At 71.9% G+C, this 22,861-nt stretch carries 26 protein-coding genes and 1 pseudogene; 14 read left to right on the top strand and 13 right to left on the bottom strand.

The window, feature by feature from the left end:
- Positions 1–21 precede the first annotated feature (21 nt).
- Both ABZ857_RS10660 and ABZ857_RS10665 read right to left on the bottom strand, forming a co-directional pair.
- Positions 22–1,146: a cation diffusion facilitator family transporter gene (locus ABZ857_RS10660; protein ID WP_357040759.1), complete on the bottom strand. Its 1,125-nt coding sequence runs from the start codon at positions 1,144–1,146 to the stop codon at positions 22–24.
- Positions 1,139–1,546 (bottom strand): metalloregulator ArsR/SmtB family transcription factor, encoded by a 408-nt coding sequence (locus ABZ857_RS10665; protein ID WP_357040762.1) that lies wholly within the window; start codon positions 1,544–1,546, stop codon positions 1,139–1,141. Before ABZ857_RS10665 ends, ABZ857_RS10660 begins: the two co-directional genes overlap by 8 nt.
- 309 nt (positions 1,547–1,855) lie before the next feature.
- On the opposite strand from ABZ857_RS10665, the gene ABZ857_RS10670 reads away from it, so the two are divergent.
- Complete coding sequence (locus tag ABZ857_RS10670) at positions 1,856–2,467, top strand: DUF3105 domain-containing protein (RefSeq protein WP_357040765.1); 612 nt, start codon at positions 1,856–1,858, stop codon at positions 2,465–2,467.
- Positions 2,464–3,078 carry a DUF305 domain-containing protein gene (locus ABZ857_RS10675; RefSeq protein ID WP_357040768.1) on the top strand — a complete coding sequence of 205 codons (615 nt, stop codon included), beginning with the start codon at positions 2,464–2,466 and terminating at the stop codon, positions 3,076–3,078. The genes ABZ857_RS10670 and ABZ857_RS10675 overlap by 4 nt, the downstream gene beginning before the upstream one ends.
- A gap of 176 nt (positions 3,079–3,254) precedes the next feature.
- Here ABZ857_RS10675 and ABZ857_RS10680 read toward each other — a convergent pair whose 3' ends face one another.
- From ABZ857_RS10680 to ABZ857_RS10690, 3 genes are all read right to left on the bottom strand, one after another.
- Positions 3,255–4,550 carry an MFS transporter gene (locus ABZ857_RS10680; protein ID WP_357040771.1) on the bottom strand — a complete coding sequence of 432 codons (1,296 nt, stop codon included), beginning with the start codon at positions 4,548–4,550 and terminating at the stop codon, positions 3,255–3,257.
- Positions 4,550–5,548 carry a PLP-dependent cysteine synthase family protein gene (locus ABZ857_RS10685; RefSeq protein WP_357040774.1) on the bottom strand — a complete coding sequence of 333 codons (999 nt, stop codon included), beginning with the start codon at positions 5,546–5,548 and terminating at the stop codon, positions 4,550–4,552. Before ABZ857_RS10685 ends, ABZ857_RS10680 begins: the two co-directional genes overlap by 1 nt.
- Before the next feature lie 153 nt (positions 5,549–5,701).
- A complete protein-coding gene (locus ABZ857_RS10690) occupies positions 5,702–6,031 on the bottom strand; it encodes a hypothetical protein (protein WP_357040777.1) in 330 nt (109 codons plus the stop codon).
- A gap of 214 nt (positions 6,032–6,245) precedes the next feature.
- On the opposite strand from ABZ857_RS10690, the gene ABZ857_RS10695 reads away from it, so the two are divergent.
- From ABZ857_RS10695 to ABZ857_RS10710, 4 genes are all read left to right on the top strand, one after another.
- On the top strand, positions 6,246–6,653 hold the full coding sequence (locus tag ABZ857_RS10695; RefSeq protein WP_357041095.1) for a DUF6153 family protein: 408 nt from the start codon (positions 6,246–6,248) through the stop codon (positions 6,651–6,653).
- A gap of 79 nt (positions 6,654–6,732) precedes the next feature.
- Positions 6,733–7,362, top strand: a complete 630-nt coding sequence (locus tag ABZ857_RS10700) for a DUF305 domain-containing protein (protein ID WP_357040780.1) — start codon at positions 6,733–6,735, stop codon at positions 7,360–7,362.
- Between the two features lie 215 nt (positions 7,363–7,577).
- A complete protein-coding gene (locus tag ABZ857_RS10705) occupies positions 7,578–8,015 on the top strand; it encodes a DUF1232 domain-containing protein (protein ID WP_357040783.1) in 438 nt (145 codons plus the stop codon).
- Between the two features lie 139 nt (positions 8,016–8,154).
- Positions 8,155–8,964, top strand: coding sequence for a PHP domain-containing protein (locus ABZ857_RS10710; protein WP_357040786.1), 810 nt, complete (start codon positions 8,155–8,157; stop codon positions 8,962–8,964).
- A gap of 266 nt (positions 8,965–9,230) precedes the next feature.
- Here the strand turns inward: ABZ857_RS10710 and ABZ857_RS10715 are convergent, their stop codons facing one another.
- The gene (locus ABZ857_RS10715; protein ID WP_357040789.1) at positions 9,231–9,716 is read right to left on the bottom strand and encodes an FBP domain-containing protein; all 486 of its coding nucleotides are present in this window, start codon (positions 9,714–9,716) and stop codon (positions 9,231–9,233) included.
- A gap of 222 nt (positions 9,717–9,938) precedes the next feature.
- Between ABZ857_RS10715 and ABZ857_RS10720 the strand changes: the two genes are divergently transcribed.
- Positions 9,939–10,247 (top strand): MiAMP1 family antimicrobial peptide, encoded by a 309-nt coding sequence (locus ABZ857_RS10720; protein ID WP_357040792.1) that lies wholly within the window; start codon positions 9,939–9,941, stop codon positions 10,245–10,247.
- A gap of 251 nt (positions 10,248–10,498) precedes the next feature.
- Positions 10,499–11,089, top strand: coding sequence for a DinB family protein (locus ABZ857_RS10725; protein WP_357040795.1), 591 nt, complete (start codon positions 10,499–10,501; stop codon positions 11,087–11,089).
- Positions 11,090–11,108: 19 nt separating this feature from the next.
- Here the strand turns inward: ABZ857_RS10725 and ABZ857_RS10730 are convergent, their stop codons facing one another.
- Positions 11,109–11,423 carry a nuclear transport factor 2 family protein gene (locus tag ABZ857_RS10730; RefSeq protein ID WP_357040798.1) on the bottom strand — a complete coding sequence of 105 codons (315 nt, stop codon included), beginning with the start codon at positions 11,421–11,423 and terminating at the stop codon, positions 11,109–11,111.
- Between the two features lie 178 nt (positions 11,424–11,601).
- Here ABZ857_RS10730 and ABZ857_RS10735 point away from each other — a divergent pair, with 178 nt between their 5' ends.
- The 3 genes from ABZ857_RS10735 (at position 11,602) to ABZ857_RS10745 (ending at position 14,574) form a co-directional block, all read left to right on the top strand.
- Entirely contained in the window at positions 11,602–12,651 is a 1,050-nt protein-coding gene (locus ABZ857_RS10735; RefSeq protein ID WP_357040801.1) for a DUF418 domain-containing protein, read from the top strand.
- Between the two features lie 204 nt (positions 12,652–12,855).
- Positions 12,856–13,662, top strand: a complete 807-nt coding sequence (locus tag ABZ857_RS10740) for a putative protein N(5)-glutamine methyltransferase (RefSeq protein ID WP_357040803.1) — start codon at positions 12,856–12,858, stop codon at positions 13,660–13,662.
- 33 nt (positions 13,663–13,695) lie between these two features.
- Positions 13,696–14,574: an aminoglycoside 3'-phosphotransferase/choline kinase family protein gene (locus ABZ857_RS10745; protein ID WP_357040806.1), complete on the top strand. Its 879-nt coding sequence runs from the start codon at positions 13,696–13,698 to the stop codon at positions 14,572–14,574.
- A gap of 80 nt (positions 14,575–14,654) precedes the next feature.
- Here ABZ857_RS10745 and ABZ857_RS10750 read toward each other — a convergent pair whose 3' ends face one another.
- The 3 genes and pseudogenes from ABZ857_RS10750 to ABZ857_RS10760 form a co-directional block, all read right to left on the bottom strand.
- Positions 14,655–15,395: a MerR family transcriptional regulator gene (locus ABZ857_RS10750; RefSeq protein ID WP_357040808.1), complete on the bottom strand. Its 741-nt coding sequence runs from the start codon at positions 15,393–15,395 to the stop codon at positions 14,655–14,657.
- A 40-nt stretch (positions 15,396–15,435) separates the two neighbouring features.
- The gene (locus tag ABZ857_RS10755; RefSeq protein WP_357041098.1) at positions 15,436–16,659 is read right to left on the bottom strand and encodes an APC family permease; all 1,224 of its coding nucleotides are present in this window, start codon (positions 16,657–16,659) and stop codon (positions 15,436–15,438) included.
- A 165-nt stretch (positions 16,660–16,824) separates the two neighbouring features.
- A pseudogene (locus ABZ857_RS10760) lies at positions 16,825–17,154 on the bottom strand (pyridoxamine 5'-phosphate oxidase family protein); the annotation flags it as partial.
- On the opposite strand from ABZ857_RS10760, the gene ABZ857_RS10765 reads away from it, so the two are divergent.
- On the top strand, positions 17,146–17,559 hold the full coding sequence (locus ABZ857_RS10765) for a hypothetical protein (protein ID WP_357040811.1): 414 nt from the start codon (positions 17,146–17,148) through the stop codon (positions 17,557–17,559). The pseudogene ABZ857_RS10760 and the gene ABZ857_RS10765 overlap by 9 nt on opposite strands.
- A 37-nt stretch (positions 17,560–17,596) precedes the next feature.
- Here the strand turns inward: ABZ857_RS10765 and ABZ857_RS10770 are convergent, their stop codons facing one another.
- Positions 17,597–18,859: a multidrug effflux MFS transporter gene (locus ABZ857_RS10770; protein WP_357040814.1), complete on the bottom strand. Its 1,263-nt coding sequence runs from the start codon at positions 18,857–18,859 to the stop codon at positions 17,597–17,599.
- Positions 18,860–18,913: 54 nt separating this feature from the next.
- Between ABZ857_RS10770 and ABZ857_RS10775 the strand changes: the two genes are divergently transcribed.
- Positions 18,914–19,396: a MarR family transcriptional regulator gene (locus ABZ857_RS10775; protein WP_357040817.1), complete on the top strand. Its 483-nt coding sequence runs from the start codon at positions 18,914–18,916 to the stop codon at positions 19,394–19,396.
- A gap of 58 nt (positions 19,397–19,454) precedes the next feature.
- Here the strand turns inward: ABZ857_RS10775 and ABZ857_RS10780 are convergent, their stop codons facing one another.
- A complete protein-coding gene (locus ABZ857_RS10780; RefSeq protein ID WP_357040820.1) occupies positions 19,455–20,129 on the bottom strand; it encodes a pyridoxal 5'-phosphate synthase in 675 nt (224 codons plus the stop codon).
- A gap of 257 nt (positions 20,130–20,386) precedes the next feature.
- On the opposite strand from ABZ857_RS10780, the gene ABZ857_RS10785 reads away from it, so the two are divergent.
- Positions 20,387–21,928 carry an alpha/beta hydrolase gene (locus ABZ857_RS10785; RefSeq protein WP_357040823.1) on the top strand — a complete coding sequence of 514 codons (1,542 nt, stop codon included), beginning with the start codon at positions 20,387–20,389 and terminating at the stop codon, positions 21,926–21,928.
- 34 nt (positions 21,929–21,962) lie between these two features.
- Here ABZ857_RS10785 and ABZ857_RS10790 read toward each other — a convergent pair whose 3' ends face one another.
- Positions 21,963–22,841, bottom strand: a complete 879-nt coding sequence (locus ABZ857_RS10790; RefSeq protein WP_357040826.1) for an alpha/beta hydrolase — start codon at positions 22,839–22,841, stop codon at positions 21,963–21,965.
- Positions 22,842–22,861 lie beyond the last annotated feature (20 nt).

A 22,861-nucleotide genomic window follows, 5' to 3' on the forward strand; every position in this document is an offset into this window, starting at 1 on the left:
CTCAACGACACGGCCGCCGGCTCAGCGGTCCTCGGACGGCGAGCCCGCGGGCGGCTCGGCCCCCGCCGGCGTGTCGGACGAGGCGCTGCCGCTGTGCGCGGGACCGTGCGCGTCAGCACAGTGTGGTTCCGTGACACCGCGTGGTTCGGCGACACCGCGTGGTTCGGTGGCAGAGTGTGGTTCGGTGACACGGTCGAGTCCGGTGACGCAGTGGGGCTCCGCCGCCTCGGCCGCCGTTTCGCCGATGGTCAGGAGTTGCGGCGGGGCGTGGTCGACCTGGAGGGTGGTGTGGGCGATGCCGTACTCGTCGTGGACCATCCGCTGCGCCGCCTGCCGTACGGCGTGGCAGTCCGCGCCGGGGGCGACCAGGATGTGCGCGGACATGGCGGGGTAGCCGCTGGTGACCTCCCAGATGTGCAGGTCGTGCACCTCCACCACGTGTTCCAGGGCGGCGGCCTTGCGGCCGATCTCGGCGGGGTTCATCCCGGCGGGGGCGGCCTCCATGAAGACCCGGCCGGACTCGCGCACCAGGTCCCATCCGGCCTTGAGCATCAGGGCGGCCACGACCAGCGCGGCCAGGGCGTCGGCCCGGGCCCAGCCGGTCAGCCAGATCACCGCGCCGGCGGCGGTGGTGGCGATGAAGGCGAACAGGTCGTTGAGGATGTGCTGGAAGGCGCCCTCGACGTTCAGGCTGGCGCGGTTGGCCCTGCTCAGCAGCCAGGTCGCGGCCAGGTTCACCGCGATTCCGGCGATGCCGGTGGCGACGACGTAGGCGCCTTCCACCTCGGGCGGCTCGATCAGGCGGCGTACGCCCTCATAGACGAAGTAGACGCTGAGCAGTAGCAGCGTGATGCCGTTGATCTGGGCCGAGATGATCTCGGCACGCTTGAGGCCGTAGGTGAAGCCGCCCTGCGGCGGGCGGGCGGCGATCCGCATCGCGATGATCGCGAAGACGATGGCGATGGCGTCGGTGAGCATGTGCCCGGCGTCGGAGATCAGGGCCAGGGAGTGCGCGACGACGCCGATGACGACCTCGACCGCCATGAAGCCGAGGATGAGCGCCAGCGCGCCGGTCAGCAGACGCCGGTCGGCCTCGGCGCTGACCGCGTGCCCGTGACCATGGCCGTGGTCGTGACCCTTACTCATCGTCCCGGTCCTGCTCGCCGTGCCGCATGTGGGTGATCGCCAGGTCGAACAGTAGCCGTACGTGCGAGTCCGCGAGGCGGTAGTAGGCCATCCTTCCCGCGCGTCGCACCTTCACCACGTTGTGGACGCGGAGCAGGCGCAGGGCGTGGGACGCGGCGGACATGCTGTGGCCGGTCGCCGCAGCGAGATCGCACACGCACATCTCGCCGCCCTCCAGCAGCGCCGCGATCAGCCGCAACCGCCCGGGATCGGCCAGGAGGCCGAAGATCTGCGCCAGGTCCTCGACCATCTCCTGGCCGGGCATCGCCCGCCGGACACTCTCCACGCGGGCCGCATCGACGACGGGCAGCGAGCAGGAGTCGGTCGAGACGATCGCCGTTACATTTGCACCACTGTTCATATATGAGAGCATAACGAGACGATCTCATCTGTCAACGCTCGCGATGCCAGGACACGTGCTCAGATGCGAGGGGCTCGGGCTGCGGTCATGAGGCGTTCGGAGAGGGTCCGGCAGGCCGATCCCTGTCTCGACCTGTGACTATTACCACAAGCAGCTCCACGGATACTCATCGTTTACACGCGCGAGCAACGTCGGCCTCCCAGGCGGCTGCGACATCCCCAGGGCACCCGAACCGGCTTTACGGCCGCCATATTCTACTTTGTGTAGAAGTTCTACGCGTCGTAGAAGATAGGCGATAGGAGAAGCCCGATGAGCGGTGCGGAGCAGGCGACCAGGCAAGAGCGCCTCTCGCAACTGCAGGCCCGGCAGCGGAGGTCTGACCGGTTGCGGAGAGTCACTCTGATCGGTACGTCGGCCCTTCTGGTGAGCGGGATCGCCGTGGCAGGTGGAGTCTTGTTCCTCAAGGAGAGGAACAGGACTTCGCTTGATGCCGTGCGCAGCTATGTCATCAAGAGCCGCGATCACACCACCGAGACCGTCGCGTACCCGCAGTCCCCACCGGTCGGCGGTGACCACGACCCGACCTGGATCAACTGCGGCATCTATGACCAGCCGGTTCGCACCGAGAACGTGGTGCACGCGCAGGAGCACGGCGCCGTCTGGATCACACACTCGACGGCTCTCCCGAGGGAGGATCTGCAGAAAATCCGCGATCTCGTCGCCGGCCAGGAGTACGTGGTCCTCTCTCCGTTCGCCGGTCAGAGGTCCGCGGTCGTCGCGAGCGCATGGGGCAAGCAACTGACCCTGGACGGCCCGGACGACCCGAGACTCGCGCGTTTCATCCGTGCCCACGCGAAGAGCCCTCAAGCTCCCGAGCCGGGCGCGCCCTGCGACGGCGGAACGGGAGAGCCCTCCGTATGACCTGGATCAGACGCCTGAGACCGCGCGCCCTGGCCGTTGCCGCCGTCGCCGCCGTGGTGGTCGTCCTGGCCGGAGCGGCCCTCAATCGTCAGGGTCCGGCCGACGACTCACCCGAGGCCGGATTCACCAGGGACATGCAGATTCACCACGCACAGGCCGTACGCATGGCAATGATCGTGCGCGACCGCACCGCGGATGCGGAGGTGCGGACTCTCGCCTATGACATCGCGCTGACCCAGCAGCAGCAGATCGGCCAGATGTTCGCCTGGCTCGACATGTGGGGACTGCCGCAGACCTCCCTGGCTCCTCCGATGACATGGACGACGCGGCAGGGGCACGGCTCCATGGGTCACACCGCCGCCTCGATGCCGGGAATGGCGACATCCGGCCAACTGAAGCAGTTGGAGGGGGCCCAGGGGCGTGAGGCGGAGGCGCTGTTCCTCCGCCTGATGATCGCGCATCACAAGGGTGGCGTGGACATGGCGCGTGCCGCCCTGCGGTTGAGCGGCGACGAGCGCGTTCGACGGCTGGCGGAGGCGATCGTCGCGGCTCAACAGGGGGAGATCTCGTTGATGGAACGGATGCTGTCGACGAGGGAAGCTTCAGGCTGAACAGCACTGCCGGGGCTGTGACCACCGCTGTGGGGCACTCCCCCAGGCTCGGGATCCACGCTGTGTCGGAGATGCGGATGAGCAGTTGGTGGCGCAGAGGCCAGAGCGCGGCCGGCCGGTTGAGGCCGACCGGCCGCGTGAGGAATCGAACAACCGCGTGAGCGCCGGTCGGCTTCTTATCTCGGCCTGTCCCCCGCTGTCCGCGCACGCGGAGGAACTGTTGGTCCGGCGGTTCCCTCCGGCTTCGCCTGCGATGCCGCGAGGGCTTCGGAAGGCGGGGCGTCCGTGGCGCGGCGGCCTCGGGTGAGGAAATGGACGGCGATCGCGCCCGCTGTGCCCGCCGCCGCCAGCAGCGCCCATGGTGTCGCACTTCCCGCGGAATCGAGAAGGGCACCGATGATCACGTTGCCGAGGGTGACAGCGATGCCGGCCACCGTGTTGTACAGCCCGTAATGGGTGGCGACGAGCCGTTCCCCCGACAGCAGCACCACCGTGTCCATCTCGAACGGGTAGGTCAGTGCGCCGCCGAGCGCCAGCATCACCGTGCAGACGAGCACCGCCGCCAGACGCAGGCCATCCGATCGCCCGCCCCCGGTCCAGGCCGTGATCGCTATGGGCACGAAGGCCAGCGCCATCAGCGCGAGCCCGCGGCTGATGGCCTGACCGCTGCTCCAGCGGGCGCGGGCCCACTCGGTGATGCGCAGCTGGCCGCCGATGGCGACCACGGCCGACACCACGAACAGGGCGCTGACCTCGCCTGTGCTGCCCAGGTGCAGTGGCAGCGCCAGGTAGATCTGGAAAGCCAGTACGTAGGAGGTGCACATGGCCAGGGTGAACAGCAGGAACGGCCGGTTGGTGACCACGATGCGCCATCCGGCCGGCAGCCCCGTCGGCGCATCAGTGGTGCTGCGGCAGGGCGGCAGTGCCGCCGACTGCAGCAGGGTCAGCAGCGCGAACACGGTCGCGGCCGTTCCGCATACCAGCGGGAAGCCGACGGTCACGAGGGCGAGCCCGATCAGGGGACCGGCCAGGATGCCCGCCTGGTAGAAAACGTTGAACAGGGCGAACGCCTCCACCCGGCGGTCTTTGGCGTCATGGGCGAGGTAGGCCCGGACCGCGGGGTTGAACAGCGCACCGGCCAGACCGGTCATCGCCGAGGCGACCAGCAGCGCGGGCAGAGTGGCGGCGAAGCCGAGCAGAGCGAATCCGCAGGTGCGCAGCAGGCAGCCCGCGATGATGATCGGCCGGTAGCCCAGCCGGTCGGCCAGAGCGCCGCCGAGAAGGAACAGGCCCTGCTGGCTGAGGTTGCGCATGGCCAGAACCAGGGCGACGGTCCAGGCCGCCATGCCCAGGCCGTGGGCCAGGTGACCGGCCAGATAGGGCATCAGCATGTAGAAGCCGACGTTGATGGCGAACTGGTTGAGCATGAGCAGCCGGACGCTGCGGTCGAAGGAGCGGTAGCGGTGCCACATCAGCGCATCACCATCCGCGTCCAGGTGACCGCCTCGGCTTCGCCCGGGTGCTTGATCTCCTCGGGTTCGGAGGCCGGAGGCCTGCCCAGCAGGTGATGTGCGGCGCAGTAGACGTCGTCGTAAATCGTGGTGTAGTACCGGGCGGGGCCGTCAGGGAAGATCGCCACGATCCGGGAGTCGCCGGGCAAGGTGGTGGCCAGCCAGGAGGCGACCACGCAGACGGCGCCGACGCTCCACCCTCCGCTGGCGTAGTGCGTGGCGGCCAAGGTGCGGCAGGCCCAGGCGGCCTCGTGCGGGGCGACCCAGTGGACCTCGTCGAACTCCTCACGCGCGACGTTGCGGGGATGGATGCTGCTGCCCAGGCCGCGCATCAGACGCGGGCGGGCGGGCTGTCCGAAGATCGTCGATCCCACCGCGTCCACGCCGACCAGGCGCATGGCAGGGTGATGACGGCGCAGGACTTTGGCCACTCCCGCCGAGTGGCCCCCGGTGCCCACGCTGCAGACCAGCACGTCGACCCGGCCGAGTTGCTCGACGAGTTCGTGTGCCAGTCCGGCATAGGCGTCGACGTTGTCGGGGTTGTCGTACTGCCGGGGCCAGTAGGCTCCCGGATGCCGGGTCAGCAGATGGCGCACCCGGTCCAGGCGGGCCTGCTGCCAGCCCCTCTCCGGATGCGGCCGTTCGACGGTTTCGACACGCGCGCCGTAGGCGCGCAGAAGGCGATGCACGATCGCCTCCATCCCCGGGTCGGACACCACGGTGACGGGATGACCGTAGACGATGCCGGCCAGCGCGAGTCCCAGGCCGAAGGTTCCGGAAGTGGACTCGACGATCATCGCTCCGGGGGTGAGATCGCCTCGCATGAGGGCGCGCCGCACGATGTGCAGGGCAGGGCGGTCCTTGAGCCCCCCGGGGTTGGCGCCCTCCAGCTTGGCCCAGAAGCCCCGCCCGGGCGGGGTGAACGGCTCGGAGATCCAGCAGACGGGAGTGTTGCCCACCAGCTGAGCAAGGGAAGGTCTGGACGTCGGAACAGTATTGATCAAAGACATGGTCGGTCACGCTCTCTCCGGCGCACGGCGCCGGGGTCCTGAAGGAATGCACACAGGGCGGGCAGGCCGGACCTCGTGGAGGGCCGGCGTCGCCTGTGACCTTCAGGGCCGATACACCTCGAGCGTGTGCGTCCGCACCGAGCGTGCGCGATGGCCGCATGGAGGGTCTCGTCCCGGAGCCGGCGGTGGCAGGGCCGCGCTCACCGCGACAGCGGACTCGGCGATGACGAGCCGCGGTGCGGTCGCGGGCGCGACGGCAAGCTGCTGGCATTCCGGCACGGGAAAGGCGTCCGGATGAGCGATCGCATCATGATGGTGCGGCACCGGATGGTGATCGCACGACTGCGCCGGACGGGAGCCGCACTCGCTGTGATGGTGCGGCGTCAGCGTATGCGCCGACAGGTGAGCGATGGTGACGATTGCGAGCAGCACGCAGGCCCACACCAGGACCCTCGCCTGGCGTGCTCCGCCTCGCGCACCCCACTCCACAAGTCGCTCACTGTAATCGATCAATCGCAAAGCGTGGTCACGGCCAACGTGTTGTCCTTTCCCTCCGTGAAGATGCCCCACGCTCTTACGCGGTGAGCCGGCGTCGCCCCAGGGCGCGGGGCCGGCCGCAACGGCCGGTAATGTGACGACCGTGACGATGGGCGATGCGGCTCGCAGGCTCACTCCGCTGGGCGGGCTGCTGCTGGTCGCCGCCGTCTTGTGCGGGCTGGTCGCCATGCACGGAATGCAACCCTCACCTGGCCCGGCGCCCGCTCCAAGCGTTCTCGCCATGGGGCTTGATCACGCCGTCGGCGCCGGCACCCCGATGTCGCTCGACAACCGTCACCAGGACGGGCACGGCTCCTCCCACAACGGCCACGCGGGCGGCCAGGTCTGCCTCGCCTTCCCGGCGGCTGGAACGGCTCTCGTGCTCCTCGCCGTCGCGACGGTACTCGGCTGGGCCGTGCCGGCGTCGATACGGCCCCTGCGGGGAAGGATGCCGCTCGGGCCCACCGCCCGTCCTCGAGGACCGACTCTCGCGCAACTCTGCGTGATCCGGGTGTAGAGGCCGCACTCGGCGGTCTGCTTCGACCGCCGAGCGCCGGCTTTCCATACACCTCGATGAACACGGAGGGTGTTCGTTCATGAAGCGCATTGTCATTCCCGCGGCCGTTCTCGCAGCGGCCGGTCTGCTGGTCACCGCCTGCGGCTCCACGGATGCCGCCGATCACGCCACTGTCGCCGATCACACCACGCCGGCCATGGCCTCCACGTCGGCCATGCCGATGGCGTCGACTCCGGCCACGAGCCCGGCAGCCGATCACAACGACCAGGACGTCATGTTCGCCCAGATGATGATCCCTCATCACCGCCAGGCGGTGGAGATGGCGCAGCTGGCCAAGAACCACGCCGCCGGCAGTCGGGTCAAGGAACTGGCCAAGAAGATCGAAGCGGCCCAGGATCCCGAGATCCGAACGATGAGCGACTGGCTCACCGGCTGGGGCGCGCAGGTGCCCGGCGAGCACACCACGCCGATGGACCACGGCATGCCCGGAATGATGTCCAGCCAGGACATGAAGAAGCTCGAAGGCCTCAGGGGAGCGGCCTTCGACCGGGCGTTCCTGACCATGATGATCCAGCACCACGAAGGCGCCATCACCATGGCCGAGCAGGAGCAGGCAGGCGGCATCTACGAGCCGGCCAAGCAGATGGCCGCCTCCATCATCTCCAGCCAGTCCGCGGAGATCACCGCGATGAAGCGGCTCCTGCGGTAGGTGTGGCGGGATGGGCGGCGAGCGTGCCTCGCCGCCCATCGATCGCATGGCGTTCGAGGCGGTGCTGACTGCGGCCGGCCGAACAAAGCAGACAGCTATTATCGCCGCACGCGACTGCTGCGCCGCCCCGGCCTGCGCCTCGGCACGCACTCGCGGCCGAGACAACCCATCGAACCAGGCGCCACGGTGCCCGGCCGTGACGAAAGCGAGCAGGCATGACCGGATCGCAGGGCTGGGACCTGCTCATCGGGCTCGCGGTCGCGCTGGCGGTCACCTGGCTGGCGTTGATCGGCGCGCTGGCCATCGCTCGCCCCCGCGGCGGGCTGCTGCGCGAGGCGCTGCGGCTGCTGCCCGACACGCTGCGCCTGGTCCGCCGCCTGGCCGCCGATCGCGACCTGCCCCGCGGCATCCGCGTACGGCTCGCGCTGCTGCTGGCCTACCTGGCGATCCCCATCGACCTGGTGCCCGACGTCATCCCGGTCCTGGGCTATGCCGACGACGCCATCATCGTCACCGCCGTCCTGCGCTCGGTCGTCCGCCGCGCCGGCTTACCCGCTGTGCGGCGGCACTGGCCCGGCACCGACGATGGTTTCGCCGTCCTGGTCAGGCTGACCGGACTGGACAAGCCGCCCGCCGCCCCTGATTCATCGTGACCTGGCGCAAGTAGTGTCGATAACTGCGCGCTTCACAGCAGCATCGGCCTTCGCAGATCTGTTGATGTCCCGTCCCCTCGGCGCTGAGGCGGTCTCATTGCGTTCACCGGCGGCGAACCCGCTTCCCGCAGACAGTCACGTGCACAGCGAATGGTCCTGGGACGCTCTGGCCGGCTCCATGGAGCGGACCTGTGAGCGGGCCGTCGAGATCGGGTTGCCGTCCCTGGCCTTCACCGAGCACGCCGACTTCACCCCGTGGCTCCTGCGCGAGCACGACAGGATTCCCGACGCCTGGCAGGCACTGGTGAACGGCCGGGTGCTCACCCCACCGGAGATCGACCTCGACGGCTATCTGGAGTGCCTGCACCGATGCCGCGACCGCTTTCCGGACCTGCGGATCCTGTCGGGCGTCGAGCTGAGCGAACCCCACCGGCACGGCCACCGGGCCGGTGCGCTCCTCGCGTCGGGGGGATTCGACCGTGTGCTCGCCTCCGTGCACTTCCTGCCGGTCGGCAGCGGGTCCACCGAGGTCTCCGGTCTCTACCGGGACCAGCCGGCCTCCGCGGTGGTGCGCGGCTACCTGGCCGAGACCCTGCGGATGATCGAGCGGTTCGACGACTTCGAGATCCTTGCCCACATCGACTATCCGGTCCGGCACTGGCCCGCCGATGCCGAACCGTACGATCCCGTGGCGTTCGAGGACGACTACCGCGTGGTCCTGCGGGCCCTCGCGGGTGCGGGCAAGGCATTGGAGATCAACACCAGGGTTCCCCTGCATCCGCTGGTCGTGCGCTGGTGGCACGAGGAAGGCGGTCAGGCCGTCACCTTCGCCAGCGACGCGCACGATCCCCCCTCACTGGCCCGCGGTTTCTCGGAGGCGAGTGCGATGGCCGAGTCCTGCGGATTCCGGCCCGGGGCGCACCTGACCGACTTCTGGAAGCGACGCTGACGGCCGGGCAGGGGCGCGATCTGGCGCGCCGGACCGCGAAACGCATCGGATGCCGCAGAATGGTCCACCGGCGACGCCTGGGCCGACGATCCGGGGCGCGACTCCTCCCTGGCGCGTTCGACCTCAGCGGCCACCCGGGCCATGAGGCCGGTGGCAGGTTCGTCGACCGGCACCCCGGCATGACCGTCCCTCGACGGCGCCCTCGCCGGGTCAGGTGACCGGCGAGGATTCCGGCTCCGGCAGGCCGCCGCGTACGGGGGGCGGATTCATTGGGTGACCTTCTGGAGGAACTCGCTCACGTTCACCGCGGTCCTGCTGATCTTCTCTTCGAGCGTGAGCGACTCGGGCATCCGCCCGCCGGGCCCGACGTCCTTCTTGCCGCGCAGGTAGAGAGAGCACGCCAGGTCGGTGCAGATGTAGGCGCCCACGGAGTTGCCGTTGCCGCCGGCGCGGCGGGCGGTCATCAGCGACACGCCGTCGCCGGTGTGCGTCGTCAGGCAGAGCGAGCACATGCTGCGCCGCACATGCCCGGCATTGGAGGTGGCCCGTCGCAGCGCCACCCCGACCAGCCGGTCGCCCTGCTCTGCCACGAGGTAGGCACGCCCCGGCGAGGAGGGGTCCTGCCAGCCCAGGAAGTCCAGGTCGTCCCAGGGCCGCACATCCAGGTCCCTCGGTACGGCAAGGCGTTTGACCTCGCCCTTGGTGCAGTTGACGAACGAGGCGCGGATCTCGCGCTCGGCAATTGGCCTCATAGGCACGAAGCTATCGCCCCTTAAAATCAGGGGCAAGCGATTATGTATTCACCTAGGGGTCCTAGGAAGGCGGACGCTGTTCACTTACTGCAGCCCGGGCGCGGTCGCCCGGCTGCGCCGACCATCACCTGAACTCCCCCACGAGCAGGGGATGACGGACCGAACACTCTCCGTTACTATCCGATTACTGATAGTAGAAGTTCGGCCAGCCCAAGGAGCGTCATGAAAAGGTACCTCCTCGTCCCCGCCCTGACGGCCGCGACAATCGCGATCAGCGCCGGCGCCGCCTACGCCTCCCAGTACGTCGCCTATGAGGGGCCCGGCTTCAGCGGCAGGTCGGTGGTCATCGACCGCTGCGGCGTGTCCAACATCCCCTTCCACGGGTCGTACCGCTGGTACGGCGACGGCCAGAGCGGCCGGATGTACAACCAGCCCGACGCGCAGGGCGTCGCCCACTTCACGCTCGCCGCCGACAGGAACGCGGAGCAGAGGACTCCGGTCGGCTGGCAGAGCATCTTCATCGTCTGCTGACCCCGGCTCCGCCACGCCCCGCCTCCGGCACCTGCCGGGGGCGGGGCGTTCCGCATTCCGCGTGCAGGTGGGCCGGCCGCACCCCTGCTGCGTCAGCTGGTGGCGTGGGGACCTTCTCCGTGCAGGTGAGCCCTGCTCGATTACGTGGTCCGGGAGGACGCGATCCCCGCGATCGCTCCCATCGTCGCGGGGCTCAACGCCCGCGAAAAGGCCGGTGCGGGCCGCCGGTGCCGGCTGAAAGACTGCCGGGCATGGCCACATCGGAACCGAAGACTGATCTCCAACGCTATCTGCAAGCCGCCCGCGATGCCCTGCTGTGGAAGCTCGACGGGCTCTCCGAGTATGAGATCCGCCGCCCGCTGACCCCCACCGGCACCAACCTCCTGGGGCTCGTCAAACACGTGGCCGGAGTGGAGGCGGTCTACTTCGGCGAGACCTTCGGGCGGCCGTTCGGCGAACCGCTGCCGTGGATGGCCGACGACGCCGAGGACAACGCGGACATGTGGGCGACCGCGGACGAGTCGCGCGACCACATCGTCGAGCTGTACCGCCGGGTGTGGCGGCATTCGGACGCCACGATCGCCACGCTGGCGCTCGACGCGGTCGGCCGCGTGCGGTGGTGGCCGGATGAGCGGAGCGAGGTGACGCTGCACCAGATCCTGGTGCACGTGATCGCGGAGACCAACCGGCACGCCGGCCACGCCGACATCGTCAGGGAGCTCGTCGACGGAGCGGCCGGGATGCGGGACGGAAACCTCAACCTGCCCTCCGGGGATCAGGCCTGGTGGGAGAGCTACCGGAACCGGCTGGAGCAGACCGCGCGGGACGCCGCCCGCGGCTGACCTCGCCCCGCCGCCGTCGTCACCTCCACCCGCCGGACGGAAATCCGCCGGATCCCGGGCCCGCGCAGCGTGCCGGGTCGCGAGAGCTCCGCGGACGGCGGTTTCCGTTCCGATTCACTCCGATGGCGGTGGCGACCGAGGCGTCTTCGGTGAAAACGGTCCGTACATCCCCGAGACGCTTCTCGTCCAACAAGCGGCCGAGGCGGGCTACGAGGTCGCTGAGCTCATAACGATCGGTCGCGTATTGGCGCAGATTCAGGAGGACCTGTGCGCGCCGCTCTCGCACACCGAACGCGAGGAGCTCGCCCGGCTGCTGACCCGTATCGTCGACCATCACTCCCGAGCCCGCACCCCTGAGTCTCTCCGCGGGAAGCAGTCGAAAACCTGTACGCGTCGTGAGGCGCCACGCCTGTCACGAGGGGGAGAACCGGCCGGAAGTACGGTCGCGGGTGGTGTGAACCATGCTTCCGGCCGATAACGGCAGGGGGCCGCCGTCCTCAGGATGAGGCCCCATGCACCGTGAGAACGCCCCCTCCCCCGCCGCCCGCCCGCGGCCCGGCGGGACCGGCCACAGCACCACCTCCGCGGGCCGCCCGCGCATCGCCGCGCTCGACGTCGTACGCGGGTTCGCGTTGTGCGGGATCCTTCTCGCCAACGTCCAGCCGATCGCCGCGACCGGCGCGTTCGTCGCGCCGTCCGCTTCCGGCGGAAACGAGGCCGCCTGGCTGGGCCTGCTCGTCGAGCAGCGCTTCTTCCCGATCTTCTCCCTGCTCTTCGGCGTCGGGTTCTCGCTGCTGCTGGACTCCGCGGCGGCCCGCACCGCCCGGCCGCGTGTGATCCTGCTGCGCCGGCTCCTGGTGCTGCTCGCGCTCGGCGTGGCGCACTTCGTGCTGCTGTGGCACGGCGACATCCTGAGCACCTACGCCGTCGTCGGCCTGCTGGTGCTGCTGCCCTCGACCTGGCTGCCCCGTCTGGCCGTCGCCGTCCTCGCTCCCGCGTTCGTCGTGGTGTCGCTGCTCATCGGTGGTGACCGGATCGCCCTGATCGCCGGACTGTTCCTGCTGGGCTCGGCACTGGTCCGGTACGGCGTGATCGACCGGCTGGAGCAGCCGTCGCGCGTGCCGGCCACGCTCGGGCTGGTCCTGGCCGCCGCCGCGGCGCCCGTGCTGTGGCTCCAGACCGGGTTCGACCCGGCAGACCGCGGCTTCAGCGTGTCGATCGCCGGGGCCGGGCTGCTGATCGCCGGAGTGTACGTCTGTGTCCTGCTCGTTCTGCTCTGGACGCCGCTGCGGCCGGTGCTGCGGGCCGTGTTCGCGCCGCTCGGGCGGATGGCGCTGACCAATTATCTGTCGGCGACGGTCCTCGTCCTGGTGACGGGCCGCGCCCTCGGCGGCCCGCCGCACACCTGGACAGCCTCGGCCGTGCTCCTGATCGCCGGCGCCATCCTCGCCGTCCAATGGCTGTGGTCCACCCTGTGGCTGCGCCGATACCGGCAGGGCCCGCTGGAGTGGCTGTGGCGCTGGGCCACCTGGGGCCGCCGCCCGCCCCTCCGCCGTGAGTAGACAGTCGTCCCGCCCCGGCGGCGGCCCGGGCCCGTGACGGCGTACGGCCGCTCTGGTGTAGGGTGCCGGTCACGGCGGCGACGACGCGAGGAGGTGAGCCCCATTACCGCTGAACAGGTCGGGTGCTCCCCCACCCCCGTGCGTACGGTCGCCTAGAGGCAGGCAGACCGCGGGAGCGCCCTCGGCACACCGAAAGGCTCTCCCTTGTCACTGTCCTTCTCCCCTGCTCTTCCCTCGATCGTGGCCCGGCTGCGGGCCGCCGGGTGTGTGTTCGCCGAAGACGAGGCCCGTCTGCTGGTCTCCGCCGCGCGTACGCCCGCCGAGCTCGACGACATGGTGGACCGGCGCGTCCGCGGCCTGCCCCTGGAACACGTCCTCGGCTGGGCCGAGTTCTGCGGTCTTCGCCTGGCCGTCGACCCGGGCGTCTTCGTGCCCCGGCCGCGCACCGAGTTCCTGGTGCGCCAGGCCGCCGCGCTCGCCCGGCCGGGCGCCGTCGTCGTCGACCTGTGCTGCGGCTCGGGCGCGCTGGGCATGGCGCTGGCCGCCGCCGTCGGGCCGGTCGAGCTGCACGCCGTGGACGTCGACCCCGCCGCCGTACGCTGTGCCCGCCGCAACCTCGCCCCGGCGGGTGGCAGGGTGTACGAAGGCGACCTGTACGCGGCCCTGCCCGCCGGTCTGCGGGGACGGGTGGACGTCCTCGTCGCCAGCCCGCCGTACGTGCCCACCGGCGCCATCGGGCTGCTGCCGCCGGAGGCGCGCGTGCACGAGCCGCAGGTCGCGCTGGACGGCGGCGCGGACGGGCTCGACATCGTACGGCGGGTCGTCGCCGGGGCGGAGGCCTGGCTCGCGCCGGGCGGCCTCCTGCTGGTGGAGACGAGCGAGGGCCAGGCCCGGGAGACCGCCGGCGCCGTCGCCCGCGCCGGGCTCGCCGCCCGCCTGACGCACGACGAGGAACTGGACGCCACCACCGTGATCGGCACCATGCCGCGCCCGGCACGAAAAACCGGTTGATCGGCTTCCGGGGCGGTCGTCTATCGTCGGGCGGTGCTTTCCGACGTGCGGCTGCCACCGGCCGAGACCCAGGAGCAGTTCATGGCCGTCCGCCGGGACGAGTCACGTCTCGGCCCGGCCGTGTCTGCCCTGGTGAGCGGGCTCGGGCTGGGTGACGAACGCGTCGAGCGCTTCGCCGACGGGTCGCTGCCGGTCTACGCGGTGGGCGACCGGCACGTGCTCAAGCTCTACCCGTCGATCGCCCTGCCGGAAGGGTACGACGTCGAGCACGCCGTCCTGCGGGCCGTCGAGGGACGCCTGCCGATCCCGACGCCGCGGGTCCTGGACGCGGGGCCGCTCGACGGGTGGAGCTACATCCTGATGACGCGCCTGCGCGGTGAGAGCCTCGCCGTGGCGTGGCCGCGCATCCCGCGAGACAGCCGGGTGAAGCTGGCCGCCGTCGTGGGCGAGACGCTGGCGGCGCTCCATTCCGTCTCCTCCCCCGCCGTCGACGCGGTCGTGGGCCCGCAGGACTGGGGCGGCTTCCTCCGTACGCGGCGGGAGGCGTGCGTGGCGCACCACCGCGCCGACGGGCTGGACGAGGCGTGGCTGGCGCAGATCCCGGGCTTCCTCGACAGCGTCGAGCTCACGCCGTCCGCGCCCATGCTGCTGCACACGGAGGTGATGCGCGAGCACCTGAGGGTGGTGCGGGACGGCGACGGCTGGCGGCTGTCGGGGCTGTTCGACTTCGAACCGGCGATGCGGGGCGCGCGGGAGTACGAGTTCGCCTCGGTGGGGCTGTTCTTCTCCTGTGGCGAGGCGGAGATCCTGCGCCCCCTGCTCCTCGCGTACGGCTACCGCGAGTCGGACCTGGGCGAACAGCTGTGCAGGCGGCTGCTGGCCTACGCCCTGCTGCACCGGTACAGCTCGTGACGCAGGTGCCGGTCGAGGAAGGCGCCGATGGCCAGGCGGGCCTTGGCCAGCCAGCGGCGCGGGATCATCGGATAGACCTGTCAGCGCGCCGCGGCGCCGGTGACGTACTCGTGCAGGCGGGCCGCCCCTTCGAGCATGGCGACGGCCGTGGCGGCGAGGGCGGCGCCGCGCTCGGCGAGAGCCGCGCGCAGCGCCTCGGTGCTGCCGGTGCGGCGCAGGCCGTCGAGCACGTCCCCGATCCGCGCCAGCGGATACCGCCCCTGCCGGAGCATGTGGATCATGCGGGCGTCGCGGACCTCCGCCGGGCCGTACCACCGGTAGCCGGTGCCGGGCTCACGCTGCGGCGTCAGCAGCCCGGCGGCCTCCCACACCCGCAGCGCCGAGGTGCGCACGCCGAGGAGGGCGGCCACCTCCCCGATGCGCAGGGCGGACTGCGGCGCCGCCGGGCCGCCGGGATCCTGCCCGGCGACCGCCTCGAGCGCCTCCCTCGTCGCCCGCAGGGCGAGCCGCTGCCGGTGCAGCGCGGCGTGGCAGGCGTCCACGAGGGCGAGCGCGCCCGCCAGGTCGCCGTCGTGCACCGCCAGCATGACCGAACGGGCGGCCTCCCACCCGTACCCCTTCGCCAACGCCCGGTAGGCGAGCAGGGCCGCACGATGCCGCGTGTCGAACCTGCGGTAGCCGGAGGCCGTCCGCTCGGCAGCCGGGAGGATGCCCGCGTCGGCGTAGTTGCGGATCTGCTGGGTGGAGACCCCCGCCTCCCGCGCCAGATCGACCGGGCGCAGCGCCCTGCGGCTCACCGCACTTGAGGCTTCGGATCGCATCCGCTCATGGTAATCACCTGCGAGCCTCAAGCCCCGTCCGTCAGGTGAAGGCCCGGCGCAGGGCGTAAAGTGCGGCGCCGGCGGCGAGCACGGCGGCCCCGGAGACCACCGAGGACAGCGGCAGGGCGAAGGCCAGGATCAGGCACCCGGCCAGGCCGACGGCGGGCACGACCCGCGGCGGCCGCCCCTCACCGGGGCCGAGGGTCCAGGCGGCGGCGTTGGCGACGGCGTAGTAGACCAGCACCCCGAAGGAGGAGAACCCGATCGCGCCGCGCAGGTCCGCGGTCGCGGCCAGGATCGCCACGACCGCGCCGACGGCCAGCTCGGCGCGGTGGGGCACCGTGAAGCGCGGGTGGACGGCGGCCAGGGCGTGCGGCAGGTGCCGGTCGCGGGCCATCGCCAGCGTGGTGCGGGACACCCCGAGGATCAGAGCGAGCAGCGAGCCGGTGGCGGCGACCGCGGCACCCGCCCGTACGACCGGGGCCAGACCGGGATGCCCGGCCTCCCGCACGACGGCGGCCAGGGGGGCCACCGCGTCCCCCAGCGCCGCGCCGCCCAGCACGGCGAGCGCGGACACCGCGACCGCCGCGTAGACGACCAGGGTGAGCCCGAGCGCGAGCGGAATCGCGCGGGGAATCGTCCGCGCCGGGTCGCGCACCTCCTCGCCGAGGGTGGCGATGCGGGCGTATCCCGCGAAGGCGAAGAACAGCAGACCCGCCGCCTGCAGCGCCCCGCCGGCGGTGGCGTCGGCTCCGGCGTCCAGCCGCGCCGGGTCCGCGGCGCCGGACGTCAGGCCCGCGACCACCACGGCGGCCAGCACGGCGAGGACCATCCCGACGATGACCCGGGTGAGCCAGGCGCTCTTGTGGATCCCCGCGTAGTTCACGGCGGTCAGCGCCGCCACCGCCGCCACCGCCACCGCGTGGGCCTGCTCCGGCCACACATAGGAGCCGACGGTCAGCGCCATCGCCGCACACGAGGCGATCTTGCCGACCACGAACGCCCACCCCGCCAGGTAGCCCCAGAAGTCCCCCAGCCGCTCCCGCCCGTACACGTAGGTGCCGCCGGAGGCGGGGTAGCGGGCGGCCAGCCGGGCCGAGGATGTCGCGTTGCAGTAGGCGACCACCGCCGCCGCCGCCAGCCCGAGCAGCAGCCCGGACCCGGCCGCCCGCGCCGCGGGCGACAGGGCGGCGAAGATCCCCGCGCCGATCATCGAACCCAGCCCGATGACCACGGCGTCGGCCAGGCCCAGCCGGCGCTCCAGCGGCCCCTGCCCGGCGCGGGCCGGTGTGCCCGTCACGACGACCTCCACAGACACGGATCCGACATCGATCACGGTATCGCCCGGCGGAGGGCGCCGGGCGGGCGCGTTCGTCTCAGGGCCACAGGCGGCGCCGCGCTCGGCGTCCGCCGGGACGGTCGTGCCCCGCACCCGGATCTGACGGCCCTGCTCGGGCCAGTAGAACGCCAGAGCGGCGTACGGTGTGGCGGCCAGCTCCCGTCCCTTGCGGCTGCCCGCGCTCGTCGCGAAATACCAGGTGCCGTCCGCGGCGAGGTCCTTGCAGATCAGCACCCGGGAGGAGGGCCGTCCGGCGGCGTCGGCCGTCGCCAGGGACATGGCATCCGGCGCCGCTCGCCGTGCCCGAGCGTTTACCCGCTCCGCCGCGTGGTGTATGGCCGTGTGGGGCAGCCTCCGATCACAGGCGAGCGTGCGGGCGAGACCTGACGACCGGGCGAGGACGGAGACGGAGTGGACGATCGCGACTCACCGGTGGTGCGCCGCCGCGACCTGCTTGGCCTGTCCGCCGCCGCCGCTGTCGTGGGGGGCGGCGACCGTCACGGCCCCCTCGGCGGCGGCTGCGCCGTATGCCCCTCCGCCACCCGGCGTATGACGAGGGCCGGGGCCGCCCGGACCCTGGTCGCCGACATGGCGGCGTTCGTCCGCATGTACGAGCCCCACGAGGCGCGGGAGGACACGGTGGTGTTCCCCGCCTTCCGTGGGGTCGTGCCCGCCAAGGAGTTCCTCCGCCTGGCCGAGGTCTTCGAAGACGAGGAGCACCGGCGTTTCGGGCCGCGCGGCTTCGAGGGGGTGGTCGACCAGGTCGCCGACATCGAGAAGGCGCTTGGCATCTACGACCTGTCCCGCTTCACTCCCCCCGGGTGACGGACCCCGACCGGCTCGGCGCCTCCGCGGCCGCTCGTCAACCGCGCCCCGCTTCGGCGGGCGCGGCTTCGGAGGCGGCATCCGAGGTGGACGGCACGACGGGAGCCGCCTTCGCGGCGACCAGGCGGGCGCCGATGCCAAGCATGGCGCTGACCACCAGCGTGACGCCCATCGGCAGGGCGGTCCCCTCCCCTCCCACGCCGACCAGCGGCGCCACCAGGGCGCCGAACGCGAACTGCAGCGCGCCCAGCACGGCGGCGGCCGTGCCGGTGGCGTACGGCGCCCGGCCGACGGCCAGCGCCGAGGAGTTGCCCATGACGAGCGAGAAGCAGCTGACCGTCAGGAACAGCACCGGCAGCACGGCGGCGGCCGGCAGGCCGGCGGCCAGCGCCGCGAGCAGGACGGCCGACAGCACCAGCACGGTGCCCTGAGCGACGCGCAGCAGCCGCTCAGGGGAGAACCGGCGCAGCAGGCGGGCCCCGGCGACGCTGGCGGCCGTCAGGCCCAGCGCGTTGGCCGCGAAGGTCACCGTGTAGGCGGTGGTCGACAGGCCCAGCACGTTCTGCACGACGAAGGGCGAGGCCGAGATGTACCCCATCAGCCCGGCGAACCCGAAGCCGAAGGCGAAGGTGTAGCCGAGATATCCGCGGTCGGCGAGCAGGCGCCGCGCGGCCCGGCCGGTGGCGGCGATCCCGCCTCCGTGCCGGCGTGCGGGCGGGAGCGTCTCCGGGACGACCAGGACCGCGCCGAGCAGCATGAGCGCCGAGATGGCGGCCAGCACCCAGAAGACGCTGCGCCATCCTGCGGCGGCCAGCAGGCCGCCCGCCAGCGGAGCGATGACGGGGGCGACGCCACCGATGGCGGCCAGCAGCGAGAACAGCCGGGCCGTCTCCCTGCCGCTCGTGCGGTCGGCGGCCACGGCGCGGGCGACCACGACGCCGGCGGCGCCGGCGAAGCCGTGTGCGAACCGGAAGACGATGAGCGACCAGACGTTCGGCGCGAGCGCGCACGCGACGCAGGCGGCCACGGCCACAGTAGTGGCCAGCAGGATCGGCCGCCGCCGCCCGAACCGGTCGGACAGCGGTCCGATGACGAGCTGTCCGGTGGCGATCCCGACGAAGAACGCGGTGAGCGTGAGTTGCACGCTGGAGGCGCCGGTCTGAAGGTCGGCCGCCATGTCGGTGAACGTCGGCAGGTACATGTCGGTGGCGAACGGCGCCACCGCCGACAGCAGGGCCAGCACGGCGAGCAGAGGCCGGGAGACCCCGGAGCCGGTCGGAGGCGGCGAAGCGGAGGACATGACACTCCCTCAAGAAAGATACTTATAAATCCATAAATACCCTACGATGTACGCGTGGACCGCCTCGCCGTGCTCCGGGACCTCATGCCCGCTCTCCGGGACACCTCGCGCACGCTGCTGCGCACGGGCGTCGTCCGGTCGGGCCTCGAACCGTTGCCCGCCTCCGAGGCGGACATGATCCGTGCGATCGTCCGGGAGCCCGGCGTGAGCCCCGGCAGGCTCGCCGCCGAGTTGCAGATGAAGCCGAGCAACGTCAGCACGGCGCTACGGCATCTGGCCGAGCTGGGACTGGTCCAGCGGGAGAGCGACCCTGCGGACCGGCGCGCCGGCCGTGTTCTGCCCACGCCCAAGGCCGTGGCCGACTCCCGGCGCATCGAGGAGACCTGGGCCAGGGTCCTCGATGAGGTCCTCGCCGAGCTTCCCGATCACCAGGCGCAGGCTCTGCTCGACGCGGTCCCCGCCCTGCGGGCGCTGGAGCGCGCGTTGCGCACACGTGACACGGCCGCTGACACGGCCGCCCAGGACGGCTCACAGTGACGCCCTCCTGATTCCGGCCCCGACCCGGGGCGACCGCGGGCGCGGGTTCCTCACCCGGTCAAGGCCACAGGCGGTGCCGCACCCAGGCGGCCTCCTCGCGCGTGTAGCGCAGGCGGGTATGCCGGCGGTCGTGGTCGGCCTGCCAGAACTCGACTTCCTCGGCGTGGACGCCGTACACGGTCCATCCCGGCGCGACCACCCCAGGGTCGGCCTCGATCTGAGCATGCGCCGCGCGCAGGGCGGCGTCCAGGTCGGACGGCTTGTCCAGGACCTGCGACTGGCGGCCGGTCAGAGCGTCCGCACGAGCGCCGGGCGACCGCGCGAGGAAGTCGGCGGCGCCGCGCTGCGCGTCCGCCGGGACGGTCGTGCCCCGCACCCGGATCTGACGGCCCTGCTCGGGCCAGTAGAAGCACAGCGCGGCGTACGGGGTGGCGGCCAGCTCCCGTCCTTTACGGCTGCCCGCGCTCGTCGCGAAATACCAGGTGCCGTCCGCGGCGAGGTCCTTGCAGATCAGCACACGGGAAGAGGGCCGTCCGGCGGCGTCGGCCGTCGCGAGGGACATGGCATGCGGCTCGCGCACCCCGGCCTCGACGGCCGAGGTCAGCCATTCCACGAACAGGGCGACCGGATCGGACGGCGCGGCGTCGACGTCGAACCCCGGCAGTTCGGCTTCAAAGACGGGAAGCCCCCGCAACAGATCACGAATCGAACCCGCCGGACCGTTTTCCCCCACGATCGCTCCTCCACCTCGAACCGCGACGGTGATCTCCGAAGCCACAGCCATGCCTACCACCGCGAGCGCGGCGCCCATTCACCGGCCCCCGAAGCTCCAGGCCCGCGAAAGTTTCAGGGTGCGGGCGTGCTGCCCGTGCCCGGGAACAGCGCGCACTCCCCCGGCGGCCGGTACGCGGCACCCCGGACCGTTGGCGAGCGGCACTTCGCCGGTCATCGTGGCGGTATCCGCGATGACCAGGACGGAGGCCGGACGGCATGACGCACTCGGCCGACACGTCGCGAAGAGTCCTTCTGGCGGCGTTCGCGATAGCAGCCTGCCTGGCGCCGGCCGCCCCAGCGGGCGCAGTGGGCACGGCGGGCGCAGTGGGCACGGCGGGCGCAGTGGGCACGGCGGGCGCAGTGGGCACGCCGGGCTTCTCCCGGCAGGAGCTGCGCTGGGGCGACTGCGCGGGGGTCGGCGACCCCGCCCTGCGCTGCGCGGAGGTCGCCGTGCCGCTGGACCACCGCCGCCCCCGTGGCCGGACGATCACGATCGCGATCTCGCGGCTGCCTGCGACCGACCCGGCCCGGCGCCGGGGCGTACTGCTCACCACCGGAGGCGGCCCCGGCGGGCCGGGGGTGCCCCTCCCGTCGAGCCTGGCGCCCATGCTGTCCCCCGAGGTGCGGGCGCGCTACGACCTGATCGGCTTCGACATCCGATTCGTCGAGCGGAGCACGCCCATCGGCTGCGGCCAGGCCGTGGAGGAGCCCGGCGGCTACCGGGTCCGCACGGCCTCACCCGGAAGCTTCCCGGCCGACGCGGCCGAGGCCCGCGCATACGCCCGCGACTGCGTGCGCGCCGCCGGGTGGGCCCTGCCGTACGCCACAACGGCGAACGCCGCCAGGGACATGGACGTCATCCGGGCCGCGCTCGGCGAGGAGAAGATCTCCTACCTCGGCGGATCGTACGCGGGCATGCTCGGGGCGGTCTATGCCGCTGTGTTTCCCGGACGGGTGGACAGGTTCGTGCTGGACAGCCCCGTGAACCCGGACGCCGCGTGGCGGCCGTACGAACTGGCCCGCACCCCGGCATTCGAGGCCGGGACGGCCGCCTTCGCCACCTGGGCGGCCGAGCACGACGCCGTGTACGGCCTCGGCGGCACCGCGCGGGAGGTCACCGACGCCGTCGCGGGGCTGATCCGGCGCGCCGCGACGGCCCCGGTCGTCATCGCGGGCCACGCCTGGACGTCGGGGGAACTGGGGGCGCTGCTCGTGGCGGGAATCTACGACGAGCGCTCCTTCGGACTGATAGCGGCGGCGTTCGCCGACCTCGCCGCCGGCCGGGAGCCGTACGTGCCGTTCCCCGTCCGCCCGCTGCCGCCCGCGGGGGTGCCCGGCGTCCCGGCCGACAACCACACGGCGGCCAACATCGCCTACCGGTGCGGAGACGGCCCCTGGCCGCGCGATCCCCGCGACTACCGGCGTGATCTCGCCTCCTACAGCGCGCGGTATCCGTTGTTCGGCCCGGCCAACGCCAACATCACACCGTGCGCCTTCTGGCCCCGGGTCAAGGACGAGCCGGCACGGCTGCCGGCCGGCCGGGCGCCCGCGGTTCTGGTGACCGCCGCGCTGCGGGACGTGGCGGTGCCGATCGCCAACAGCCGTGCCGTGGCGGCAGGCATCCGAGGCTCGCGCGTGGTCACCATCGACGCGCACACCCACGCGCCCTACCCCGCCTTCGGCGACGCCTGCCTCAACGGCCAGGTCGACGCCTTCCTCACGACCGGGACGCTCCCGCCCGCCGACGTCGCCTGCTGACAGAGCACGGCGGCCCGCCGTACGGCTGAAACGGTCAGCGGGTGAGGAGGGCGCGCAGGGACCCGGCGACGCCGGCCGGGTCCTCCTCGGCCATGAAGTGCCCGTATTTGACCGTCGTGTGCACCAGGTCGGGGGCCCAGGCGCCCCACAGCGCCCCGGCGTCGTACCCGAGGGCGGCCCCCCAGTCCTGCTGCAGCACGGTCACCGGCATCCGCAGCCGGTTCCCGGCCTCCCGGTCGGCCTGGTCGTGGTCCACGTCGATCCCCGCCGACGCGCGGTAGTCGGCCACGATCGAGGGCACCGCCGTACGGCAGGCGTCCAGATAAGCGGCGCGCACGTCGGCGGGGATCGCCCCTCGATCGAGGGTCCAGACGTCGAGGAAGTGACCGAAGAAGGCGTCCGCGCTCGCGCCGATCATCCGCTCGGGCAGGCCGGGCGGCTGGGCCATCAGGTACAGGTGGAACCCGACGGCGGCGCCGACGCCGTGCATCACCTCCCACATGTCCAGCGTCGGCAGCACGTCGAGGCAGGCCAGGTGACTGATCGCCTCCGGGTGGTCGAGCCCGGCGCGGAAGGCGACCAGCGCGCCGCGGTCGTGCCCGGCCAGCGCGAACCGCTCATGTCCCAGCGCCCGGGCCAGGGCGACGACGTCCGCGGCCATCGTGCGCTTGGAATAGGTCTCGCGACCGGCTTCGGCCGGCTTGTCGCTGGCGCCGTAGCCGCGCAGGTCAGGGCAGATCACGGTGTGGTCGGCGGCCAGGTCGGCGGCGACGTGCCGCCACATCAGGTGGGTCTGCGGGAAGCCGTGCAGCAGCACGATCGGGCTCCCCGACCCGGCGACGGCCGCGTTCAGCGACACACCGTCGGCGACCGGCACGCGGAGGTAGTCGAAACCGGGAAGGACAGGCGCCATGACGCGCCCCCTTTCTGTGC

It is taken from the genome of Microbispora sp. NPDC046933 (genome assembly GCF_040644635.1).
Taxonomy (GTDB): Bacteria; Actinomycetota; Actinomycetes; order Streptosporangiales; family Streptosporangiaceae; genus Microbispora.